Origin of the sequence: Micromonospora sp. NPDC049051 (genome assembly GCF_043197575.1) — a bacterium.
Taxonomy (GTDB): domain Bacteria; phylum Actinomycetota; class Actinomycetes; order Mycobacteriales; family Micromonosporaceae; genus Micromonospora.
The window spans coordinates 74,972-97,579 of sequence record NZ_JBICTL010000003.1 but is presented as its reverse complement, the minus strand read 5'-3'; the positions used below and the strand labels follow the sequence as shown (position 1 = coordinate 97,579).

Below are 22,608 nucleotides of genomic sequence, written 5' to 3'. Positions count from 1 at the left end.
TCACGCTCCCTCTTCGGTGACCGCGGCGAGCGCGGCCCGGATCTCCTGCGCCTCGCGCAGCTTGCCGTCGATCACCTCGGCGAGCGCGGCGACGGTGGGGGTCTGCAGGAAGACGCCGAGTTGCAGGTCGACGTGGAAGGCCTGGGCGAGGTCCCGCAGCGTCCGGGCGGCGCTGAGCGAGTCCGCGCCGAGCATCAGCAGCGAGTCGTGCAACCCGATCCGGTCCACCCCGAGGCGGCGGCGCCACACGGCGGCCACCGCCTCCTCCAGGACCGAGCCGGCGGCCGGCTGGGCGTCGGCGGCCGGTGCCGCCGGCGGCGGGCCGGTCACGGGCGCCACGGCCACCGGGTCGACCCAGTGCCGCGTCCGCTGGAACGGGTACGTCGGCAGGCCGACGCGACGCCGCGACGCGCCCTCGTGCAGGGCGGCCCAGTCCACGTCGACGCCCCGGCGCCACAGCTCGCCGAGCGCGCCGAGCAGCCCCCGGAGGCTCCCGGCGTCGTCGGTCAGCGCCAGCGTCGACGCCTCGGCCGGGCCGACGGCCAGCGTCAGGTCGGCCTCGGCCGGCGCCCCGGCCGGCGCGGGCGGGTGGCCGCCGGCGCGCAGGGCGCGCCCGGCCTCCGCCACCGTCCAGCGGCCGTCGACGACGGCGGCCGTCACGGCGCCCGGACCCTCGCCGTGGGCGGCGACCGGGGACACGCCGCAGGCGCCCAGCAGCCGGGCGAGCGCGAGCTGCCCGGTGACGGTGGCCGCGTCGGAGCCCGCCCCGCCGGCAGCCGGGTCGACGCCCAGCTCACCGGCCACCCGGTCGACCTCCGCCCGCAGCCGGGGCAGGGCGTCGAGCAGCGCGGCCAGGTCGGGGCAGGTGGCGGGGAACGCGTACGCCACCGTGGCGGTCTCCGGCGACGCCTCGCCCGCGCCGACGGCGGACAGCGCGCGGGTCGCCTCCCCCGCGTCGGTCGCCACCACGAAGGCCCGGTGGCGCAACGCCCGACGGCCGACCTGGCTGGTGTAGGCGACGTCGGCGAGGGCCTGCTCCGGGTGCCGCCCGAGGTGCTCGGCGAGCCGGTTGGCGGCGGCGGCCAGCGCCTCGCCGCCGGCCGCGGAGACGGCGAGCAGCACGGCCGGCGGGTTCGGCCCCGGCGGCGCGGGCGGCGGCGCCTGTTCGAGGATGACGTGCGCGTTGGTGCCGCCGACGCCGAACGAGCTGACCGCCGCCCGGCGCGGCCCGGTGACCTCGGGCCAGTCCCGCAGCATGTCGTTGACGCGGAACGGCCCCCGGTCGAGGGAGGTCTGCGGGTTGGGCTTGCGGAAGTGGATCGACGGCGGCAGTTCGCCGTGGTGGATGGCGAGGACCGCCTTGATCAGCGAGGTCACGCCGGAGGCGGTGTCGAGGTTGCCGACGTTCGGCTTGACCGAGCCGATCGCCCATCCGGCGCCCGACGCGCCGGCCGCGCCGTACGCCTCCTCCAGGGCGGACACCTCGATCGAGTCGCCCATCAGGGTGCCGCTGCCGTTGGCCTCGACGTACTGGATGGAGCCCGCCTCGACGTCGGCGACCCGCAGCGCCCGGCGGATCACCTTCACCTGGCCCGACCGGCCGGGCGCCACGAAGCTGACCTTGCCCGCGCCGTCGTTGTTCACCGCCGAGCCCTTGACCAGGGCGTAGATCCGGTCGCCGGCGACCTCGGCGTCCTCCCGGCGGCGCAGCACCACCACGCCGGCGCCGTCGCCCAGGTGGTAGCCGGCGGCCTCGGCGTCGAAGGCCCGGCAGCGGCCGTCGGGCGAGTTGATGCCGTCGGCCTCGTGCCGGTAGCCGCGGGGCACCGGGTTCTTGACGCTGACCGCGCCCACGATCGCCATGTCGCACTGGTAGTCGAGCAGGCTGCTGATGGCGTGGTGCAGCCCGACCAGGGCCGAGGAGCAGTTCGTCTGCACCGTCATGCTGGGCCCGGTCAGGTCGAGCTTGTACGAGATGCGGGTGGCCAGGTTGTCCTTGTCGCTGGCGACGGCCATGCCCAGCCGGCCGGCGGAGTCGACCAGCTCCTGCTGGGGCAGCAGGTGGTAGAGCAGGTACTGGTTCAGGCCGCAGCCGGCGTACACGGCGATGTCGCCGGGGAAGCGGCGGCTGTCGTAGCCGGCGTCCTCCAACGCCTCCCAGGCGCACTCCAGCAGGATCCGGTGCTGCGGGTCGATCAGCGTCGCGTCCGTCGGCGAGTAGCCGAAGAACTGGGCGTCGAACCGGTCGGCGCCCTCGATGCCCGACCACACCGGCACGTACGCCGGGTCGGCGCGTTCCTCGGCCGGGACGGCGTCCAGCTCGGCGGCGGTCAGCTCGCGGCCGGCGTCGACACCGTTGCGGAGCAGCTCCCAGAACTCGGCGACGTTCGCCGCGCCCGGAAACCGTCCGCTCATCCCCACGACGGCGATGTCCATCTCGCTGCTCATCGACTTCCCACTTCCTGAATACGCTGGCGCATCAACCGGCGGCGGTTCGCCACCTGCTCGTTGCGGTCGGGCCCCGGGTCGACGGGCGGTTCCGTCGCCGGGCGCGCGGGCCCGCCGAGGTGCTCGGCGAGCTTGCGCACGGTGGTGTGCTCGTACAGGTCGACGAGCGGGAACTGCCGGCCGAGGAGTTCCTGGAGCCGGATGTGCACCTGGACCAGGCTCAGCGAGTTGCCGCCGACGTCGAAGAAGTTGTCGTCGAGCCCGACGGCGCCGACGCCGAGGACGTCCAGCCAGATCTCCGTGACCTGGGCCTGGAGCCCGCCGGCCGCCGGGGCGAGCGGCCGGGCCGTGGCGCCCGCGCCCAACCGGGCCAGCGCCTCGGTGGCCTCGGCCGCGACGGCGCGCCGGCTCACCTTGCCGGTCGCCGTGGTGGGCAGCTCGTCGACCAGGTGCAGCAGCGGCACCATGAACTCCGGCAGCCGCTGCCGCAGGTGGGTGCGCAGGTCGTGCAGCAGGTCCCGCCGCGCGGTGGCGCCCAGCGGGTCGTTGGCCAGCTCCGGCCAGTCGGCACGCCGGGCCCGCGGCGGGGTCCAGCCGACAGTGTCGTCCGGGCGGGACGCGGGCCAGAACCGCAGGTCCATCGTGTACGGATCGCGCGCGGTCGACGGCACCACGGCGGTCCGTCGGCCCAGCGCCTCGCCGATGCTCCAGCAGTCCTCCGGGTCGACCCCGGGCGGCAGCTCGCCGGTCGGGCGGGTCACCGGGTCGGCGTCGGCGAGACCGGTCAGCCGGCGTACGGGGCCGGCGACCGTGACCAGCCGCGCGTTCGGCACGTCGCGTACCTCCACCGGGCGGTTGCGGTTGCCCCGTAGCAGGCTCCGCAGCCGGGCGACGTCCAGCCCGTCGCGCGTCCAGTCCAACCGCACCGGCTCGACCGGCTCGGCGGCGTCGCCGTCGGGGGCGGTGCCCACGTGCAGGACGACGTCGTAGCGGAACGCGCTCAGCTCGTTGGCCTGCCGGCCGCGCTTGAGGTGCAGCTCCACCCCGGTCACCCCGGGCAGCCAGTCCGGCGCGGTGAGGAACAGGTCGGGGGCCAGCACCAGCTCGTCGTCGGCGAGCACCCGGGCGGCGACGCGGCGGCGCAGCTCGGCGACGGTCAGGCCGGGTTCCGGCTCGGCGCCCAGCTCCACCGAGGCGTGGAACACCTCCAGCAGGTCGAGGTCGCGTACGTCGCCGAGGTAGATCCGCCCGCCGGGCGAAGCCGCGGTGACCGCCGCGCGCAGCACCCCGCGCAGGTAGTCGTGGTGGGGGAAGTACTGGGTCACCGAGTGCAGCACCACGGTGTCGAAGCTGCCGGCCTCGATGCCGGTGACGTCGTCGGCCTCCCGCAGCAGCAGCGTGACCGTGTCCCGGTCCACCCCCTCGGCGTCGAGCCGCTGTTCGAGCACCTTCAGGCCGGCGGCGGAGAAGTCGGTGCCGACGTACGCCTCGCAGTCCGGCGCCAGCGCCAGGGTCAGGTTGCCCGTGCCGCAGCCGAGTTCCAGCAGCCGGCGGGGGCGCAGCTCCCGGATCCGCCGGACCGCCTGGTCGATCCACTCGCCCATCTCGACGTCGGTGAACGGCGCGCCCGTGTAGCTGCTGGTCCAGATCGCCTGCTGGGCCTCCTCGGCCGGACCGGCCTCGGTGTACATCCGGTCGTAGAGCAGCCGCCAGTCCGACACCCGGGTGGTGGCCGGCGCCCCGCCCCGATCGGCTCCGGCCGGCGCGGACGACCCGCTGTGCTGCCGGGGCACGACCGCCGCGACGATCCGCTGCTCGCCGCCGCCCGGCGCCTGGGCGAGCGCGGCCACGGCGGCGGCGACCCCGGGGTGGGCCCGCAGCGTCGCCTCGATCTCGCCCAGCTCGATCCGGAAGCCGCGCACCTTCACCTGGTGGTCGGCCCGGCCCAGGAACTCCAGCCGCCCGTCGTGGCTGAACCGGCCCCGGTCACCGGTGCGGAACAGCCGCCCGCCGGTGCCGTACGGGTCCGGGACGAACCGCGCCGCCGTCAACGCCGGCTGGTCGAGGTAGCCACGGGCCAGGCCGGCCCCGCCGACGTACACCTCACCGGCGAAGCGGGGCGGTACCGGCCGCATGGCCTCGTCCAGGACGTAGATCCGGGTGTTGCCGATGGGCCGCCCGACGCTGCCGACCCGCTCCGGTCCGGTGACCACGTCCAGGGTCACGTCGGCGGAGATCTCCGACGAGCCGTAGAGGTCGACCAGGACGCAGCCGGGCAGGGCCGCCAGCCACCGCGCGGCCAGGTCGGGGGTGAGCGCCTCCCCGCTGGAGTGGCAGTAGCGCAGCGCCGACAGGCGTCCGCCGACGTCGGCGACGCCGTCGAGGATGGCCCGCAGCAACGACGGTACGGCCACCAGGCGGGTGACCCGGTGCCGGGCGAGCAGGTCGACCAGGCGTACCGGGTCGCGTCCGACGTCCTCGGGCACCACGACGACCGGGGCGCCGGTGAAGAGCGGCAGGAACATCTCGCCGCCGGAGTCGAAGAAGCTCAGCGAGGTCTTGTGGCTGCCCACCTCGTCCGGCCCCACCGGGAAGCGGTCCATGATCCACCGTTGCCGGTTGACGATGCCCCGGTGCAGGCCGAGTACGCCCTGCGGGGTGCCGGTGGACCCGGAGGTGTAGACGACGTAGGCCACGTCGTCGGGGTGGGCCGTCGGCCGTGGATCGCGGTCGTCCTCGGTCGCGAGGGACTCCTCGGCCGGGTCGACGACCTCGACGTCCGGGAGGCCGACGGCCGCGCCGGGGGCGGCGACGAGCAGCCTGGCCCCGGAGTCGGCGAGCATGAACCGCAGCCGTTCCACCGGGTACGACGGGTCGAGCGGCACGTAGGCGGCGCCGGTCTTGAGGATCGCCAGCACGGCGGTGAGGCTGACCGTGGAGCGGGGCACCAGCAGGCCGACCCGGGTGCCCCGGCCGGCGCCCAGCCCGATCAGCCGGTGGGCGAGGCGGTTCGCCGCCGCGTTGAGCTCGGCGTAGGTGAGCCGGGTGGTGCCGTCGATGGCGGCCGGCGCGTCCGGGGTCCGGCGGGCCTGCTCGGCCACGATCTCCGGCGCGCACCGGTCGGTGTCGTAGTCGGCCGTGGTGTCGTTCCACTCCACCAGCACCTGCCGGTGCCGCTCTGCGCCGAGCAGGGGCAGGGCGCCGACGGGGGTCGCCGGCGCCGCGACGGCCGCCGACAGCAGCGCGGTCAGCGCCTCGGCCAGCACGCCCACGGTGTCGGCGTCGAACAGGTCGGTGCTGTAGTCGAAGGTGCCCAGCAGTTCGCCGTCGTGCTCGCCCAGGTAGAGGGAGAGGTCGTAGTAGGTGGCCCGCTGCCGTACCGGCCGGCTGCGCACCCGCAGCCCGGCCCAGTCCCCCAGCGCCCCCTCGTGGTTGAGCACCATCGGTGTCAGGCCGAGCCGGTCGGTGCCGCGCCCGTGCTGGTAGGCGAAGGCCGCGCTGAGCAGCGCGCCGCGGCTGGCGTCGGCGGCCTGCCCGAGCCCCTCGACGATCCGCCCGAACGGCACCTCGGCGCGGTCGGAGGCGGCCAGCACCGCGTCGTGGGCCGCCCGGGCCAGGGCGCCGAACTCCGGGTCGGCGGACAGGTCCACCGGCACCGGCAGCGGGTTGACCAGGTAGGCGACCAGGTCGGCGAAGCGGCCGCGGACCCGGCCGGCGTGCACGAAGCCGAGCGGGAACGTCGTCTGGCCGGCGTAGCGCGACAGCACCGCCGCGTAGCCGGCGAACAGCACGGCGGTGCGGCTGACCCCCTGCGCGGCGGCGAGCGCGTCGATCCCGGCGCGCAGGTCGGCGTCGAGCCGGAACGCGTGGGCGGCGCCCCGGAAGGTGCGCACCGACGGGCGGGGCCGGTCGGTCGGCAGGTCCAACGGCACGAGGTCGGCGACCTGGGCCTGGCACGTCGCGGTCAACTCCCGGCCGGCCGGACCGTCCAGGAAGGACCGCTGCCAGGCCACGAACTCGGCCGGGTGGGCGGCGGGGGCGGGCGGCGCCGCGTCGTCCCCGGCGGCGTGCCGGCCGTAGCCGGTCGCCAGGTCCTCGACCAGCACCGCCAGCGACCACACGTCCATCACGCTGTGGTGGGTGCAGAGCAGCAGGGTGTGGCGGTCCGCCGCGTGCCGGAACAGCACGGCGCGCAGCAGGGGCGGGCCGGCGAAGCCGATCCCGAGTTCCGCCTCGATATCCTCGTCGAGCCGGCCCGCCGGCCAGCCCGCCGCGTCGCGCACCTCCAGCGTGACCTCGGCGTCGTCGGCCACCCGCTGGGTCACCTCGGCGCCGGCGTCGTCGTAGCGGGTGAGCAGGGCCGGGTGCCGCACGCCGAGGTCGCGCACGGCGCGGGCCAGCGCCGCGGCGTCCAGTTCGCCGTCGACGGTGACCGCGCGGCACAGGTTGAGGTTGGCCGGGTCCTCGGCGAGTGCGCCCTGGAACCAGATCGCCCGTTGGCCGTACGACAGCGGGTAGGGCCGATCGGCGGCGGCCGGGGTGGCCGGCGGGTCGGCCGCGGGCGCGGACGGCAGCGCGGCGGCCAGTTCGGCCACCGTGCTGTCGCCCAGCAGGTCGGTCAGGGCCGGGCGGACGCCCCACTCCCCCTCGATCAGGTGTTGCAGCTCCACGGCCCGCAGCGAGTCGAACCCGAGCTCCGGCAGGGAACGGTCCGGGTCGATCCGCTCCGGGTCGACGTCGAGCAGCCCGCCGGCCAGGACGCGCAGTCGCTGCGCCTGCGCCGGCGCGGCGGCCGGGGCGGGGCGCGCCGCCGGGCGCAGGGGGTCGTCCGCGACGATCGTGGCGCTGCCGGCCGCGTACGCCCGCGCGCAGTCGCCGCGACGGGTCTTGCCGCTGGTGGTGACGGGGATGGTGCCGGGTGGTACGGCCAGCACCCGGTGCAGGTCCAGGCCGTGGACGGTCACCACGGCCCGGCGGGCCGCCTCGGCGATGGCCGGCGCCTCGTCCGACGCCGTGTCGGAGCGGGTCTCGTACCACAGGACCACGGCCTCGCCGACGCCGTGGCCATCGTCGGCGACGTCCACGCCGAACGCCGCGATCCGCCCGCCGAGGCGGGGGCAGGCGGCGCGGACGGTCTGCTCGATGTCGTCCGGGTAGTGGTTCTGGCCGCGGATGACCACCGTCTCCTTGATTCGGCCCCGGACGTACAGGTGGCCGTCCTGGCGGAAGCCGAGGTCGCCGGTGCGCAGGTAGGGGCCGTCGTCGGGGTCGCCGCCGAGGGTGGCGTGCAGGGTCCGCGCGGACTCCTCCGGCCGGTTCCAGTACCCGTCGACGACGCTGCCGCCCCGGACCCAGATCTCGCCGGCGGTGCCGTCGGGGACGGGGTGGCCGGTCGGGTCGACGATCCGGACCTCCGCCTCGGGCAGGATCTCGCAGCCGACCACCTCCGTGCCGGGCCGGTGGGCGGGTCCGGCGGGGTCCGGGTCGGCCACCGTGGTCACGACGGGCCGCTGCGCCCGCGCCCGCCCGGCGACCAGCAGCGTCGCCTCGGCCAGTCCGTAGCAGGGCAGGAAGGCCCGCTCGTCGAAACCGTGCGGGGCGAACGCCTCGGCGAACGCGCGCAGGGTCGCCGCGCGTACGGGCTCGGCGCCGTTGAACGCCACCCGCCAGGAGCTGAGGTCCAGGGCGGCACGGTCGGCCTCGGCGACCTTGCGCACGCACAGGTCGTAGGCGAAGTTGGGCCCGCCGCTGATGGTGGCCCGGTACCGGCTGATCGCCTGGAGCCACCGCACCGGGGTGCGGATGAACGTCGCCGGGTCCATCAACACCGTCGGCACCCCGAGGTAGACGGGGGTGAGCAGGGTGCCGATCAGTCCCATGTCGTGGTGCGGGGGCAGCCAGGAGGCCATCACCGTCGCGTCGTCGAAGGCGAAGGAGCGGCGGATGGCCCGCAGGTTCTCCAGCAGGTTCGCGTGGCTGACCATCACGCCCTTGGGGGTGCTGGTGGTGCCCGAGGTGTACTGGAGGAACGCCAGTCCGCCCTCGGCCACCGCCGGCTGCCAGCCGGCGGGCGCGGCGTCGAGGGACTCCAGCTCCAGGACCGGCAGCCGGCGACCGGGCATGAGCGTGGTCAGGTCGACGGCGCTCGTGACCGCGCGGGCGGCCAGCACCGCGGTGGCCTGCGCGTCGTCGAGGATCCGCCCGACGACCGGGGCGCTGGCCCGGTTGAGCCGGGCGGCCAGCGGAACCGGCACGGTGCCGGCGTAGAGGCAGCCGAAGAAGCCGGCGAGGAAGTCGACACCCGCCCCGACGAGCATCAGCACCCGGTCACCGGGACGGCAGTGCCCGGCCAGGGCCGCGCCGACCCGCCGGGCCCGGGCGTCGAGCGTCGCGTAGTCCACCGTGTCGGCGGAGCCGTCCTCGGTCACCAGGTGCAGGGCGGGGCTGTCGGGCTGGACCCGCGCCTGGTGCGACAGGGCGGCGCCCAGGTTGACGACGTCGGTCGCCTCGTGGATCAGGGCGCCGGTGTGCTCGGTCATCTGGCTCTCCACTCGCTGCACAGGGGTCGGACCGGGGGTCACGGCTGACCGGGCGCGAGCCGGGCGGCCAGTTCCGCGACCGTCGGCGCGTCGAAGATGACCGCCACCTCGACGTCCGCCCCCAGCTTCGCGGCGGCCAGGGCCACGATCCGGGTGGCCGTGAGGGAGTCTCCGCCGAGGTCGAAGAAGTCGTCGTGGATGCCGATGCCCTCGCGTCCGAGCACGTCGCACCAGATGTCCAGGAGCACCCGCTCACGCTCGTCACGCGGCCCGACGGCCCCGGCGGCGTGGGGCCCGTCCTGGCCCGGGGGTGGCAGCGCCGCGACGTCGAGCTTCCCGTGGTTGGTCAGCGGTAGCCGGGGCAGGCTGACGAAGGCGGCCGGCACCAGGTAGTCCGGCAGCCGCCGGCGCAGGTGGGCGCGCAGGTCCGCGGTGCCCGGCAGGTCGTCGCCGACGACGTAGCCGACCAGCCGGGCGTCCCTGCCGGGCGGGTCCCGGCGTACGACCACGGCGGCCTCGCGCACCGCCGGGTGGCGACGCAGTGCGGACTCCACCTCGCCCGGCTCGATGCGGTAGCCGCGCAGGTTCAGCTGCCCGTCGCCCCGGCCGAGGAACTCCAGGACGCCGTCCGGCCCGAACCGGGCCAGGTCGCCGGTGCGGTAGACGCGGGCGCCGGGCGCGTCGGCGAACGGGTCGGGCAGGAACCGCTCCGCGGTCAGGGCCGGGTTGCCGAGGTAGCCCCGGGCCAGCCCGGCCCCGCCGACGTACACCTCCCCGGCCACGCCCGGCGGCACGGGCTGCATCGCCTCGTCGAGCACGTACACCCGGACGTTGGCCATCGGCCGGCCGATCGGGACGAAGGGCCGCTCGTCGTCGGGGTCGCACGGCCAGGCGGTGCAGGAGACCGACACCTCGGTCGGGCCGTACAGGTTGAACATGGTGACGTCGAGCCGGTCGAAGACCAGCCGCTGCGTCTCGGGGGTGAGTTCCTCCACGCCCGAGACGATCCGCCGCAGCGACTTCAGGTCCGCGGCGTCGGCGGTGAGCAGCACCTCGCGCAGGGCGGTCGGCGCGAAGTCGGCGTCGGTCACCCCGTGCTGGGCGATCACCGCCGCCAGCCGGCGCGGGTCGAAGGTCGCCGTCTCGGGCATCAGCACGCTGGCCGCGCCGTTGAACAGGGCCCGGAACAGCTCGTCCAGGGAGACGTCGAAGGTGCAGGCCGCCTTGCGCAGCACCCGGTCGTGCGGGCCGAGCGGGAAGTTGCGCTGTGCCCACAGCATCCGGTTGGTGAACCCGCGGTGGGTGACCTGCACGCCCTTGGGCTGCCCGGTGGAGCCGGAGGTGAACAGGGTGTAGGCCAGGTTGTCCGGGTGCAGCGGCACGGCGGGGTCGGTGGCGGGACACGTGGCGGTCAGCGACGACTCGCCGTCCAGGTCGATGATCCGCCGGCCGGGGCTCCACACCTCGTCGCACAGGTCCCCGGCGGAGATCGCGACCGCCGGGCGGACCTGCCCGAGCAGCGCGTCCCGGCGGGCCTGCGGGTCACGCGGGTTGACCGGCAGGTGGTAGCCGCCGGCCTTGAGCACCGCCAGGATCGCCACCACCTCGGCGGCGCAGCGGGGCAGGCACACCGCCACCGGGTCCTCCACGCCGACGCCGAGGTCGCGCAGGTGGTGCGCCAGGCGGTTGGCCCGTTCGTCGAGTTCGCGGTACGTCGTGCTGACGTTGCCCTCGACGACCGCCACCGCGTCCGGCGTACGCCGCGCCTGCGCCTCGACGAGGCGGTGGACGAGCGCCTCGGGGCCGAGGTCGGCGGCGGTGTCGTTCCACTCGTGCAGGATCCGGTGCCGCTGCGCGTCGTCGAGCATCGGCAGCCGCCACACGCTCGTGTCGGGCTCCCGCGCCGCCTCGACGAGCAGCAGCTCGAACTGCCGGGCCATGTCGCGTACGGACTCGCCGGTGAAGAGGCTGGTGTCGTACTCGAACTCACCGATGAGCCCGTCGGCCGTCTCGGTGACCTTCACCGTCAGGTCCATCCGGGACCGGCCGGTCTCCATCTGGTGCACGTCGACCCGCAGCTCGGGCAGGTCCAGCCGGCTGGTGGGCACGTTCTGGAGCACGAAGGCGACCTGCGCGAGCGGCTGGTGGCTGCGGCTGCGCTCCGGCTGCAACGCGGCGACGAGCCGCTCGAACGGCACGTCGCGGTGCCGGAACGCGTCCAGCGAGGCCGCCTTGACCCGGCCCACCAGCTCGGCGAAGGTCGGTTCGCCGGACAGGTCGGCCCGCACCACGATCATGTTCAGGAAGCAGCCGATGAGATGCTCCAGCTCGTGCTGTTCCCGCGTCGCGATGGGGCTGGCGACGACCATGTCCCGCTGCCCGCTGTGCCGGGCGAGCAGCACGGTGAAGGCGGCGAGCAGGGTCATGTAGGTGGTGGCCCCCTGACGCTGTCCGAGGGCGCGGATCCGGTCCGCGTCGGCGGCGCCTAGCCGGAACCACTCGGAAGCGCCGACGAACTGCTGCACCGCCGGGCGTGGGCCCCGCGTGGGCAGGGCGAGCAGGGGCGGCACGCCGGCCAGCTCATTGACGCGCTCGCGCAGGTGGGCCGCCATCCGCTCCTCGCCGACCGCGGTGCGCTGCCAGGCGGCGTAGTCGGCGTACTGGATCGGCAGCTCGGGCAGGTCCGGCGTCGCGCCGGCGGCGAACGCGGCGTACGTGGCGGCCAGCTCGCGGCAGAAAATGGTGAACGACCACAGGTCGCAGACGAGGTGGTGCACGGTGACCCCGAGCACGTGCACGTCCGGGGCGATCCGGTAGAGCACCGTCCGCATGCTCTGGCCGGCGGCCAGGTCGAGCGGGACCCGCATCTCCCGCTCGACGGCGGCCCGCAGCACGGCGTCGTCGGGATGCGCGGTGGCGCCGGGCAGGTCGACCACGTCGATGCTCAGCGGGGCGGGCGGCGTGACGGCCTGCACGACCCGCTCGCCGAGCTGGCGGAAGGCGGTACGCAGGATCTCGTGGCGGCGGACGACCTCCTCGATGCTCCGGCGCAGCGCGTCCCGGTCGAGCGAGCCGGTCAGGATCAGCAGGGTGGCGTCGTTGTGGTGGACGGCGTCGTCCTCCAGCCGTTCGATGAACCAGAGCCGTTCCTGCGCGAAGGACAGGGGTGCCTCGGCGGCGTCCAGTCGGGGGATGGCGGCGCTGGCGGGTGCCGGCTCGGAGCGGCTGGCGCGCAGCCGCTCGTCGAGCAGCGCCCGCGCCGAACTGGACAGCCGCGCCACGCGTTGCGTGACGTCACTCGCGACCGGATGCTCCTGCCGTCCCACTGGTCCTCCGTTGTCCGTCGGTGATCCGGCTGCGGTCCGGGGCTTCCACCGGACGCGAGCGTCGCACCGATGCGGGTGCCGATCCTCGATCTCTACCAGGCTGGCTGAGCGCTTAGTCAGCAGGAGGACCGGTTTTAGGGGTTTGACCTCACAATTCACGACATCTGTTCCGAGTCCTAGGGGTTGGGCAAGCCGTTTCCCTGCCACATGATGGGCACGCTTGTGACGCCATCGGCGCGCCAGCACGCAGCCCGTCCGACCGACCGACCGGAGGTGATGCCAGGTGCGCGACGACCTCCGGATCCTGGCCGACCGGTCGTACCGGATGCTGTTCCTGGCCCGCACGCTGTCGCTGCTGGGCAGCGCCGTGATCCCGGTCGCGCTCGCCTTCGCCGTCCTCGACGCGCCGGGCGGCTCCGCCACCGACCTCGGCCTCGTGCTCGCCGCCCGGTCGCTGGCGCAGGTCGCGCTGCTGCTGTTCGGCGGTGTCCTCGCCGACCGGATGAACCGCTTCCGCCTGATGGTGGGCTCCGACCTGCTGGCCTTCGCCGCCCAGGCGACCCTGACCGTGGTGTTCGTCAGCGGCCGGCCCTCGCTGCCGGTCGTGATCGCCCTGTCCGCCGTCAACGGCGCCGCTGCCGCGCTCTTCCTGCCGGCCTCCCGTGGCGTCGTGCCGCAGGTGGTGGCCCAGGAGCAGCTCCAGTCGGCCAACGCGCTGCTGCGGCTGTCGCGCAACAGCACCACCATCGGCGGCGCGGCCCTGGCCGGAGTGCTCGTGGCCGCCCTCGGCGCCGGCTGGGCGCTGGCGGTCCCCGCGGCCACCTTCCTCGGCTCCGCGCTCCTGCTGGCCGGGGTCCGGGTGTCGCACCCCGCCCGGGCCGCCGCCAGCACCATCCTCGCCGACCTGCGGGAGGGCTGGCGGGAGTTCAGCTCCCGGTCCTGGGTCTGGCTGGTGGTCGTGCAGTTCGCGTTCGTCAACGGTTGCTTCTCGGCGATCTACGTGCTCGGCCCGCTGACCGCCAAGGAGCAGCTGGGCGGCGTCACCGCCTGGTCGGTGATCGTCACCGCGCAGGCCGTGGGCCTGGTCGGCGGAAGCCTGGTGGCGATGCGGATCCGCCCCCGCCGGCCGATGCGGGTGGCGGTGCTGGCGACCTTCGGTTTCCTCCCGCCGTTCGCGCTGATCGCGGCCGGCGCGCCGGTCTGGCTGATCGCGGTCTCGATGCTCGTCAACGGCGTCTGCGTCGACATCTTCGAGGTCCTGTGGGACACCGCCCTGCAGAACCACGTGCCCAACGAGGCGCTGTCGCGGATCAGCTCGTACGACGCCATGGGCTCGTTCGTGCTCGGCCCGCTCTGCCTGGCCGTCGTCGGCCCGGTCGCCGAGCGGATCGGCGTCGCCCAGACGCTGCTCATCGCGGGCGGGGTGCTCGGTCTGGTGACCGTCGCGACCTTCTCCGCGCGGTCGGTGCGTCAGCTGCCCGCAAGAGTCCCCGCCGCACAACCCGCCACGGTGTGAATCCGGCGACCTCGCCGGCCACGGATCAGGGTGGAGATCGGAGCAGGATGGAGCACCGGATAAGTCGGCAGATGACCGACGCGACCGACGCGTACGGGCGGCGCTTGGGGGCCTACCTCGAGCAGTCCTCCTACTCGCGGCTGCGCGGCAGCCCGGGCGTGATCGACCTCGCCTTCGGCGATCCGCACGAGTTTCCCGCGCCGGCCCTGGTCGAGGTCCTGCAGCGGCACCTGAGCCCGCGGCACACCGACTGGTTCGCGTACACCCGCGACCACCCGCCGGCCCAGGAGTCGGTGGCGGCCACCCTCAGCCGGGAACTCGCCCTGCCGTTCACCGCCGACGACGTCGCCCTGACCAACGGGGCGTTCGCGGGGCTGACCATCTGCCTGCGCAGCGTCTGCGACCCGGGCGACGAGGTGGTCTACCTCGACCCCGCCTGGTTCTACTACGAGCCGATCATCGCCTCGGTCGGCGCGGTCCCCCGGCCGGTGGCGTTGACCCCCGGATCCTGGCGACTCGACGCGGAACTCGTCGCGGCGGCGATCACGCCCCGGACCAGCGCCGTCATCGTCAACAGCCCGAACAACCCGACCGGCGCGGTCTACACCGACGAGGAGTTCGCCGCCCTCGCCGAGGTGCTGCGGGAAGCCTCCGCCCGCAACGGTCGGCCCGTGTACCTGCTGTCCGACGAGGCGTACCGGCGCATCGTGTTCGACGGCCGGTCGTGTCCCAGCCCGGCGACGCACTACCCGTTCACGTTCCTGGTGCACACCTACACCAAGACGCTGCTGCTGCCCGGCGAGCGCGTCGGCTACGTGGCGATCCCGCCGACCATGCCCGACCCGGCGGTGCTCCGCCGGGCCCTGACCGTGGCCCGCCTCACCACCGGCTGGGCGTTTCCCAACAACTCGCTGCTGTTCGCCCTGCCCGAGCTGGAACAGCACGCGCTCCAGGTCAAGCCGATCGAGCAGCGCCGCGACCTGCTGGTCGACGCCCTGCGCGAGGCCGGGTACGAGGTCCAGCCGAGCGAGGGAACGTTCTACCTGCTGGCCGGGGTGCCGGACGCGGACGACTGGGCACACGCGGCCCTGCTCGAGGAGCGCGGCCTCCTGGTGCTGCCGGCCTCGGTGATGGGCGCGCCGGGCTACCTGCGGCTCTCCCTCACCGTCACCGACGACATGTTGGAGGAGACCATCGGCCGGCTGCGGTCGGCGCAGCCCTCGACCCGGGAGCACGCCAGTGTCCAGCGATGACCTCCGCGAGGCCCACGCGGCCGTGACGCTCACCGCGGCGCCGGACGCGCCGGCCACGGGCCGCCGGGACGCGCCGGTGTCCACAGAGGAGGCTCGGCCCGAGGTCGAGGCCACCCTGGCCCGCGCCCGCCGGGCCCAGGCGGAGGTCGAGTTCTGGCCGCAGGAGCGCGTCGACGATCTGGTCGCGGCCCTCGGCTGGGCGGCCTACCAGGAGGACACCGCCCGGTCGCTGGCCGACCTCGCCTACCGGGAGACCGGCCTCGGCGACCCGGAGCACCTGTTCACGCTCTACCGGCGCCGGGTCCTCGGCACGCTGCGTGACCTGCACGGCGTCGTCACCAGCGGAATCATCGAGGAGCTGCCGGAGCGTGGCCTGCGCAAGCTGGCCAAGCCCATCGGGGTGATCGCGGTGGCCAGCCCCGCCACCGCGCCCTGCTCCGGGGTGGTCGGCAACGCCCTGCCGATGCTGAAGACCCGCAACGCGGTGGTCATCACCCCCAACCCCCGGGCCCGGCACTCCGCGACCCGCACCGTCGAGCTGCTGCGTCGGGCCCTGGAGACGATCGGCGCCCCGCCGGACCTCGTCCAGTGCCTGCCGGTCACCGACCGGCAGACCACCGAGGCCCTGATGGCCGCCGCCGACCTGGTGATCGCCGCCGGCGGCCCCGGCACGGTACGCCGGGCGTACCGCAGCGGCACCCCGGCGATCAGCGCGGGCGTCGGCAACCCGGCGGTGATCGTGGACGACTCGGCCGACCTGGCCGCCGCGGCGGAGCTGATCGTGCTGGGCGGCAGCTTCAACAACGGCACCTCCTGCTCGTCGGAGAGCAACGTGCTGGTGGACGCCGAGATCGCGGCCACCTTCCTCGACCAGTTGGCCCGGCGGGGCGCCCACCTGTGCGACCCGGCCGAGACGGCACGGCTGCGTACGCTGCTCTGGCCGGACGGGCAGGCGCTCAACCGCGACGCGGTCGGTCGACCCGCCGCGGCGCTCGCCGCCGCCGCCGGGATCGACCTGGCCGAGCCGGCCAAGACCACCGCCCTGGTGGCCCAGCTGCCTCCCCTGGCGCCCGGCGGTGTCCCGGCGCTCGACGACCCGATGCTCGGCGAGAAGCTGGCGCCGGTCTTCACCGTGTCGACGTTCAGCTCCTTCGACGACGCGTTGGGGGCGGTGGAGACGCTGCTGGGCCGGATCGGGCAGGGCCACAGCTGCGGCATCCACACCGACCGGCCCGACCGGGTGGTCAGGCTGGCCGCGCGGGCCCGCGCCGGACGGGTGATGGTCAACCAGTCGACCGCCGTGGGCAACAGCGGCAGCTTCGACAACGGGATGCCGTTCACCCAGGTCATCGCCAGCGGCAGCTGGGGCGGTTGCTCCCGGTCGGAGAACGTGACCTGGCGCGACTTCCTCAACTACACCTACGTCTCACATCCTCTGCCGTTGAGCCTGCCGGACGAGGAAACCCTCTTCGGCGCCCACTGGCGACGCCTTCCCTGACGGAGACCCCGCACATGGACATCAGCCCTCCCGAGGCGCCACCGCGCGACCTGACCCAGGCCGAGATCGACGCGTTCCACACCGACGGCGTGGTCCGGCTCTCCGGCATGATCGACGACAGGTGGCTCGGCCGGATCGCCGAAGGCGTCGAGTACCTGCTCGCCAACCCGACCGTGCTGGCGCAGGCGACCGCGTTGCTGGGTGGTGGCGGGTTCGCCGGGGACGCCTTCATGTGGAAGACCCACGACGGCTTCCGCGACTTCATGTTCTTCTCCCCCGCGGCGCGCATCGCCCAGCAGTTGTTCGGCTCCACCGCGATCACCGCCTTCTACGACCAGATCTTCGCCAAGCCGGCCGGATCGGGTGCCCCGACGCCGTTCCACGAGGACGTCAGCTCCTGGCCGATCGCGGGCGAGCAGGTGTGCGCGATGTGGATCCCCCTCGACCCGTGCACCCCCGACACCGCCGCGCTGCAGGTGGTGCGCGGTTCGCACCGCTGGGGCCGGCGCTACGTGCCGATCACCCCGGGGGCCACCCACCTCGGCCGGCGTGAGGAACTCGAGGCGGTGCCGGACGTGTCCGAGCACGAAATCCTGAGTTGGGACCTCACGCCCGGCGACATCGTGCTGTTCCACCCGGCCGCGTTGCACGGCGCCACCGGCACCGGCCCCGAGCGGCAGCGTCGGGCGTTCGTCTCCCGGTGGGTGGGCGACGGCGTCACCTTCCAGCCGCAGCACGCCGTCCTGCCGCTGCTGTGGGAACACGGCCTGCGGCCCGGCGACCCCATCGGGGGCCCGCTGTTCCCGAGGGTGCTGCCGACGCCGGTACCGACGGAGACCGGCGCCCGCTTCGACGGCCCGCAGCAACCCCACGCCGAACGGGCGGAGGAGTTCCTCACCATCCTGAGGATGCTGTAGGTGTTCGGAGAACTCACCGCCACGACCGCCGCCGGCCGGGAGCTGGTCTCCCTCGCCGAGAGCCACGTCGGCACCCTCACCGAACGGGCCGGCCGGCACGACCGGGACAACACGTTCGTCGCCGACAACTTCGCCGACCTGCGCGACAGCGGGGTGCTCGCCGCGTGCGCCCCCACCCGGTACGGCGGGCTGGGGGTCCGCTCCCTGCACGACGTGCTGGTGGCCGTCTCCCGGCTGGCCCGGGGCTGCGGGTCGACGGCCATCTGCGCGAACATGCACATGGCCTCGGTGTGGGGGCAGGTCCGCCGGTGGGAGCGGGCCGAGGCGGACGGCGACCAGGTCCGGGCGGCGCAGCTCGACGCGATCCTGGAGGCGTTGGGCGGCTCCGACCTGATCATGGCCGGGGCCTCCACCGAACCGGGCGCGACGTGGAACGGCGCGCTCACCGAGGCCGTCCGCAAGGGCGACGAGTACGTCATCACGGGGCGCAAGACGTTCGTCACGAACTCGGCCGTCGCGGACTCGTTCAACGTCGCGGTCCGGGTCGCCGATCCCGAGGGCGGGTGGCGGCAGGCCGAGGCCGTCGTCCTGGCCGGCACGCCCGGGCTGACCGTGCTCGGCGACTGGGACGCGCTGGGCATGCGGGGCTCCGGCAGCCACGGGCTCCTGCTGGAGGACTGCGTCGTGCCCGCCGACCGGGTCACCGTCGGGGAGCCGGTCGGCCCGCCGACCCCGGAGGACCTGGCGCGCTCCTGCGCGATCAACTTCCCCCTGCTGGGCGCCTCACTGGGGATCGCCGAGGCGGCCTTCCAGATCGCCGTGGAACACGCCACGCGGATGCCCCGGCAGCCTGGACGGGCGGCGCCGGCACACCACCCGTCCGTGCAGCGCGAGGTCGCCACCATGGAACTCGACCTGGCGGCCACCCGGGGGGTGCTGGAGCGCTCCGGACGCCTGGTGGACGCCCTGTTCGCCGCCGACGACCCGGCGCAGCGGTCCGAGGCCGCCGTCCACGACGTCGTACGGGGGTGGCAGACCGCGAAGCTGCTGGCGAACCGCACGGCGGTGAGCACGGTCGACCGGGCCATGACGATCTGCGGCGGGGCGTCCTTCAGTAGCCGGCACCCCCTGTCCCGGCTGTACCGCGACGCCCGCGCGGGCGGCTTCATGCAGCCGTTCGGAGCGCTGGACTCCTACCCGTTCATCGGGCGGGTCGCGCTCGGACTCGACCCGCACGCCGACTGAGGCCGACGGACGCCGGCGGACGCCGGCCGCCGCAGCGCGCGGTGGCGTCCGCCACGGACCCGTCCTGATGACCCGAAGCGGCCGGGTCGGGAACTACCGTCGCGCAGCGGGCCTGCCGGGTGCCGGCAACGCGCGCACGTCCAGCTTCCCGCTCGGCGTCCGGGGCAGCTCGTCGAGACACACCACGGCCCCGGGCAGCAGGTAGTCGGGCAGCGTCTCGCGGAGCTGTTCGCGCAGCTCGCGGGCGGTCGGTCCGGGCGGCTCGCTCGGCACGACGTACGCGACGAGGCGCGGGACGGAGCCGGTCCCGGCGACCGGCACCACCGCCGCCCGGCGCACCCCGGCGCACCGGCGTACCGCCTGTTCCACCTCGCTCAGCTCGACGCGGTGGCCCCGGATCTTGACCTGGCCGTCGCGCCGGCCGTGGAACTCCACCAGTCCGTCGGGGTGGCGGGTCACCAGGTCGCCCGTGCGGTAGCACCGGCCTTCGGGACGGTCGGTCGGGAACATCTCGCCGGTCGTCGCGGGGTCGTCGCGGTAGCCGCGGGCGAGCCCCGCGCCGAAGATCAGCAGCTCTCCCTCGACGCCCGCCGCGACCGGGCGCAGGTCGGCGTCGACGACGGCGACCCGCGTGTTGTCGATCGGGCGGCCGATCGGCACGGTGGCGGTGCCCGGACGCGCCGCCGGGTCGGTCGGCACCTCGAAGGTGAGCGCGCCGACGGTGGTCTCGGTCGGGCCGTAGTGGTTGACCATCCGCACGTCCGACAGCTCGCGGACCTGGTCCACCAGCTCCCACCGGCACACCTCGCCACCGACGACGAGCAGGCGGCGGGGCAGGACCCGCTCCGCCGCCTCGTCGAGCAGCGCCGCCAGGTGCGAGGGGGTGATCTTCAGGACGTCGACGCGGTGCTCGTCCTGGTAGTCGGCGAAGTCGTCGGGGTCCGTCGCGGTCTCGGTGGGCACCAGGTGGAGCGTGTCTCCCCCGGTGAGCGCCGGGAAGACCGCGGTGTGCCCGAGGTCCGTCGCGAGGCTGGTCACCGACCCGAAGCGCAGCCGTTCGCCGTCGGCCCGTTCCGGGTCGACCAGCCGGGCGACGAAGGCCGCGTAGTTGGCCAGGGCCGCGTGAGGGATCTCGACGACCTTGGGTACGCCGGTGGAGCCGGACGTGAACACGGTGTAGGCGAGCTGGTCCCCCGTGACCGGCGACGGACCGCCCAGCGCCCCGGCGCGCTCCGCCGCCGCCCCCGCGCCGATCCAGCCGGCCAGGTCGACGACGAGCACCACCTGCCCGGACACCGGCGGGTCGTCGCGATCCGTCACCACGACGGCGGCCCCGCAGCCGCGCAGCTGGCTCTCGACACGGGCCCGGGGCTGGTTGGCGTCCACGCAGGCGTAGCCGGCCCCGGCGTGCAGCGCGGCCAGGCACGCCACCAGCTGGGCGGCGCCGCGGTCGGCCAGGACGGCCACCGGGGCGGCTGTCGCACCGTGGCCCCGCAACACGTCGGCGAGACCCCCGACGGCGTGGCGCAGCTCGGCGTAGCTCAGTGTCGCGTCCGCGCCGACGACGGCCGTACGGTGGCCGTGCCGTTGCGCGGCCGCCCAGATCAGCGCGGGCACCGCCCGGTCGGGGTGCCACCCGGTCGGCGCTCCGGTCACCCCGGGATCGGCAGGCATGGCAGGTCCCTTCGGTTCGACGGCGGCGGGCCGACAGGGCGCCGGTCGACCATGGATCGCCCGGCACGGGCTTGCGGTGGCAGCGATCGTGACACGGGGGCCGCACCGCGACAACACCTCATTCGTGCCGCGGACCCCCTATCGTCGGGCCGCTCGGCGGACGACGACGCGCGTCCGGTGTGGTCAGACGGCCACCATGCAGTTGTCGGAGCTGCTGTCGCGCCCCCGGGCGCTGACGATTCCGGCGGAGCCGTCGCCGTAGTAGCGACAGAACAGGCCCGCCGGGCGCCCGCCGAACAACAGCGGCCCGATCACCGGGGCGACCTCGGCCTCGTGCGGTTCGTCGGCGCCGTCGGCGACCAGCGCGACGCGGCACGTACGCGGCGCCACGAAGTCCTGCACCACGCTGGTGCCGTCGGCGACGGCCTCGGTGACGGCCGACTCCCACGTCGCCTGGTCGACCTCCCCGCCGATGACCACCTGCTTGCCGCTCTCGCCCAGGCCCGCCTTGAGCACCAGCAGCTCCCGGTGCGCCAGCACGAACGCGAGCAGCTCGACCTCGCGGCCCTCGCGCGTGGTCCTGCGGTCCGAGAGGACGCGGGTCCACGGCACGTACCTGTCGACGAGGCTCCGCTCGGCCGCGCTCATCCACGGCCGGCCCTCCGACAGCAGGCCCATGGTCAGCTTGCTGTGCATGAAGGTCGACGTCTGGGTGCCCACGAGCAGGCAGCCGTTGTCCAGCGCGTCCTGCACGTAGCTGGTGTCGAGGCCGGCGTCGAGCCAGTCCGGGATGGTGAAGTTGCGCAGGCCGACGGGGTAGCGCAGGTGCGGCGGGCAGTCCCACGCCTCGGGCAGCTCCTCCGGCTCGAAGAACCGCGCGGTGACGCCGTGGTTGTTGAGGTAGTCGGCCTCCAGCTGGAAGTAGCGGCTGCGCACGCCGAAGACCCGGGCGCTGCCGACGATGGCGACCCGCGGCGCCAGCCCCAGCTCGTCGCAGAGCGACCGGTACATCGCGGCACGCACGGCGAACGGGTCCGGCGAGGTGAACGGGGTCCGCCCCTCGGCGTCGGCGTGCAGCTTGCGCCACACCTCGAGGCGGGCGCGCGTCTCCACGACGCCGCCGAGCGCGCCGCTGACGTTGAACTCCAGGAACCGGGGCCCGTCCGGACCGACGACGACGTCCGGCCGTACGACGCTGTCCGGGTAGCGCTCCTCGACGAACTGGTCGCGCACCCAGAGCTGGTCCTCGCTCTGCGGCATGCGGTAGGCCGCCAGCCGGCCCTCGGTGGTCGGGGCCGTCTCCAGGGCGGTGCGCCGCAGCAGGCCGACCAGCGCGGCGGCCACCCGGAAGATCTCGGCGTAGGACGCCCGCGGGACGGCTATGGGCGCCGCGGGCAGCAGCCGCTGGTAGGGCCAGCCCGTGTCCCGCAGCTCGTGGCGGAGCATCCCGCGGATCGTCTCCGCCGACGCCGCCGGCGCGAGGCGATGGGAGCCGAACCACGGGTGCCCGGTCGATACCGCACTGCCGACACCTTCGCGCACGGTCATCTGACGCTCCCCGGAAATCGCACGTCGGGCCGGCCGCCGGGGCTCTTCGCCGTGGGCCGGATCTCCGAAACGATGATCGAAATAGACTAACATTCACGTCCGACGTGGACCTCGCCCGTCCATCCGCACGCGACACAGGAGAGCTGTCGATGACACTGCGTCATGTCCAGGGCAACGAGTACCGCGAGGAACACGGCGGGGACTACGAGGACTTCGAGCCCGGCATGGTGATCCGGCACTGGCCGGGCCGCACCATCTCGGAGACCGACAACACCTGGCTGACCCTGCTCACCATGAACCAGCACCCGCTGCACTTCGACGAGCACTACGGCGCCGGCAGCGAGTACGGGCGGGTGCTCGTCAACAGCGGAATCACCCTGTGCCTGATCGGGGGCATGACCGTGCAGGCACTGTCGGCGCGGGCGGTGGCCAACCTGGGCTGGGACCGGGTCCGCCTGCGGGAGCCGGTCTTCGTCGGCGACACGCTGTACGCCACCAGCCGGATCCTCGACAAGCGGCTGAGCCGGTCCCGGCCCGGGCAGGGCATCGTCACGGTGGAGACGACGGGCACGAAGTCCACCGGCGAGACGGTCATCGTCTTCGAGCGGTCCTTCATGGTCCGCTGCCGGGAGACCGCCTCCTGA

Annotated in this window: 11 protein-coding genes; 6 read left to right on the top strand and 5 right to left on the bottom strand. The window is 74.5% G+C overall.

Going from position 1 to position 22,608, the window contains the following annotated elements; genetic code table 11:
• The 3 genes from ACGFIR_RS12630 to ACGFIR_RS12620 are packed head-to-tail and all read right to left on the bottom strand — an operon-like array spanning window position 1 to window position 12,313.
• The gene (locus ACGFIR_RS12630; protein ID WP_393144854.1) at window positions 1-2,448 is read right to left on the bottom strand and encodes a beta-ketoacyl synthase N-terminal-like domain-containing protein; all 2,448 of its coding nucleotides are present in this window, start codon (window positions 2,446-2,448) and stop codon (window positions 1-3) included.
• Complete coding sequence (locus ACGFIR_RS12625; protein WP_393144852.1) at window positions 2,445-8,987, bottom strand: amino acid adenylation domain-containing protein; 6,543 nt, start codon at window positions 8,985-8,987, stop codon at window positions 2,445-2,447. Before ACGFIR_RS12625 ends, ACGFIR_RS12630 begins: the two co-directional genes overlap by 4 nt.
• Before the next feature lie 38 nt (window positions 8,988-9,025).
• Entirely contained in the window at window positions 9,026-12,313 is a 3,288-nt protein-coding gene (locus ACGFIR_RS12620) for an amino acid adenylation domain-containing protein (protein ID WP_393144850.1), read from the bottom strand.
• Between the two features lie 283 nt (window positions 12,314-12,596).
• On the opposite strand from ACGFIR_RS12620, the gene ACGFIR_RS12615 reads away from it, so the two are divergent.
• The 5 genes from ACGFIR_RS12615 (at window position 12,597) to ACGFIR_RS12595 (ending at window position 18,742) form a co-directional block, all read left to right on the top strand.
• Window positions 12,597-13,829, top strand: coding sequence for an MFS transporter (locus ACGFIR_RS12615; RefSeq protein WP_393144848.1), 1,233 nt, complete (start codon window positions 12,597-12,599; stop codon window positions 13,827-13,829).
• A 71-nt stretch (window positions 13,830-13,900) separates the two neighbouring features.
• Window positions 13,901-15,082 (top strand): aminotransferase class I/II-fold pyridoxal phosphate-dependent enzyme, encoded by a 1,182-nt coding sequence (locus tag ACGFIR_RS12610; protein ID WP_393144846.1) that lies wholly within the window; start codon window positions 13,901-13,903, stop codon window positions 15,080-15,082.
• Window positions 15,069-16,580, top strand: a complete 1,512-nt coding sequence (locus ACGFIR_RS12605) for an aldehyde dehydrogenase family protein (protein WP_393144844.1) — start codon at window positions 15,069-15,071, stop codon at window positions 16,578-16,580. Before ACGFIR_RS12610 ends, ACGFIR_RS12605 begins: the two co-directional genes overlap by 14 nt.
• Window positions 16,581-16,594: 14 nt before the next feature.
• The gene (locus ACGFIR_RS12600; RefSeq protein WP_393144842.1) at window positions 16,595-17,497 is read left to right on the top strand and encodes a phytanoyl-CoA dioxygenase family protein; all 903 of its coding nucleotides are present in this window, start codon (window positions 16,595-16,597) and stop codon (window positions 17,495-17,497) included.
• Entirely contained in the window at window positions 17,498-18,742 is a 1,245-nt protein-coding gene (locus ACGFIR_RS12595; protein WP_393144840.1) for an acyl-CoA dehydrogenase family protein, read from the top strand.
• 93 nt (window positions 18,743-18,835) lie between these two features.
• On the opposite strand, the gene ACGFIR_RS12590 is transcribed toward ACGFIR_RS12595, so the two are convergent.
• Together ACGFIR_RS12590 and ACGFIR_RS12585 are read right to left on the bottom strand one after the other, a co-directional pair.
• Window positions 18,836-20,416, bottom strand: a complete 1,581-nt coding sequence (locus tag ACGFIR_RS12590; protein WP_393144837.1) for an amino acid adenylation domain-containing protein — start codon at window positions 20,414-20,416, stop codon at window positions 18,836-18,838.
• Between the two features lie 183 nt (window positions 20,417-20,599).
• Entirely contained in the window at window positions 20,600-21,964 is a 1,365-nt protein-coding gene (locus ACGFIR_RS12585) for a hypothetical protein (RefSeq protein WP_393144835.1), read from the bottom strand.
• 149 nt (window positions 21,965-22,113) lie between these two features.
• Here ACGFIR_RS12585 and ACGFIR_RS12580 point away from each other — a divergent pair, with 149 nt between their 5' ends.
• The gene (locus tag ACGFIR_RS12580) at window positions 22,114-22,608 is read left to right on the top strand and encodes a MaoC family dehydratase (protein ID WP_393007329.1); all 495 of its coding nucleotides are present in this window, start codon (window positions 22,114-22,116) and stop codon (window positions 22,606-22,608) included.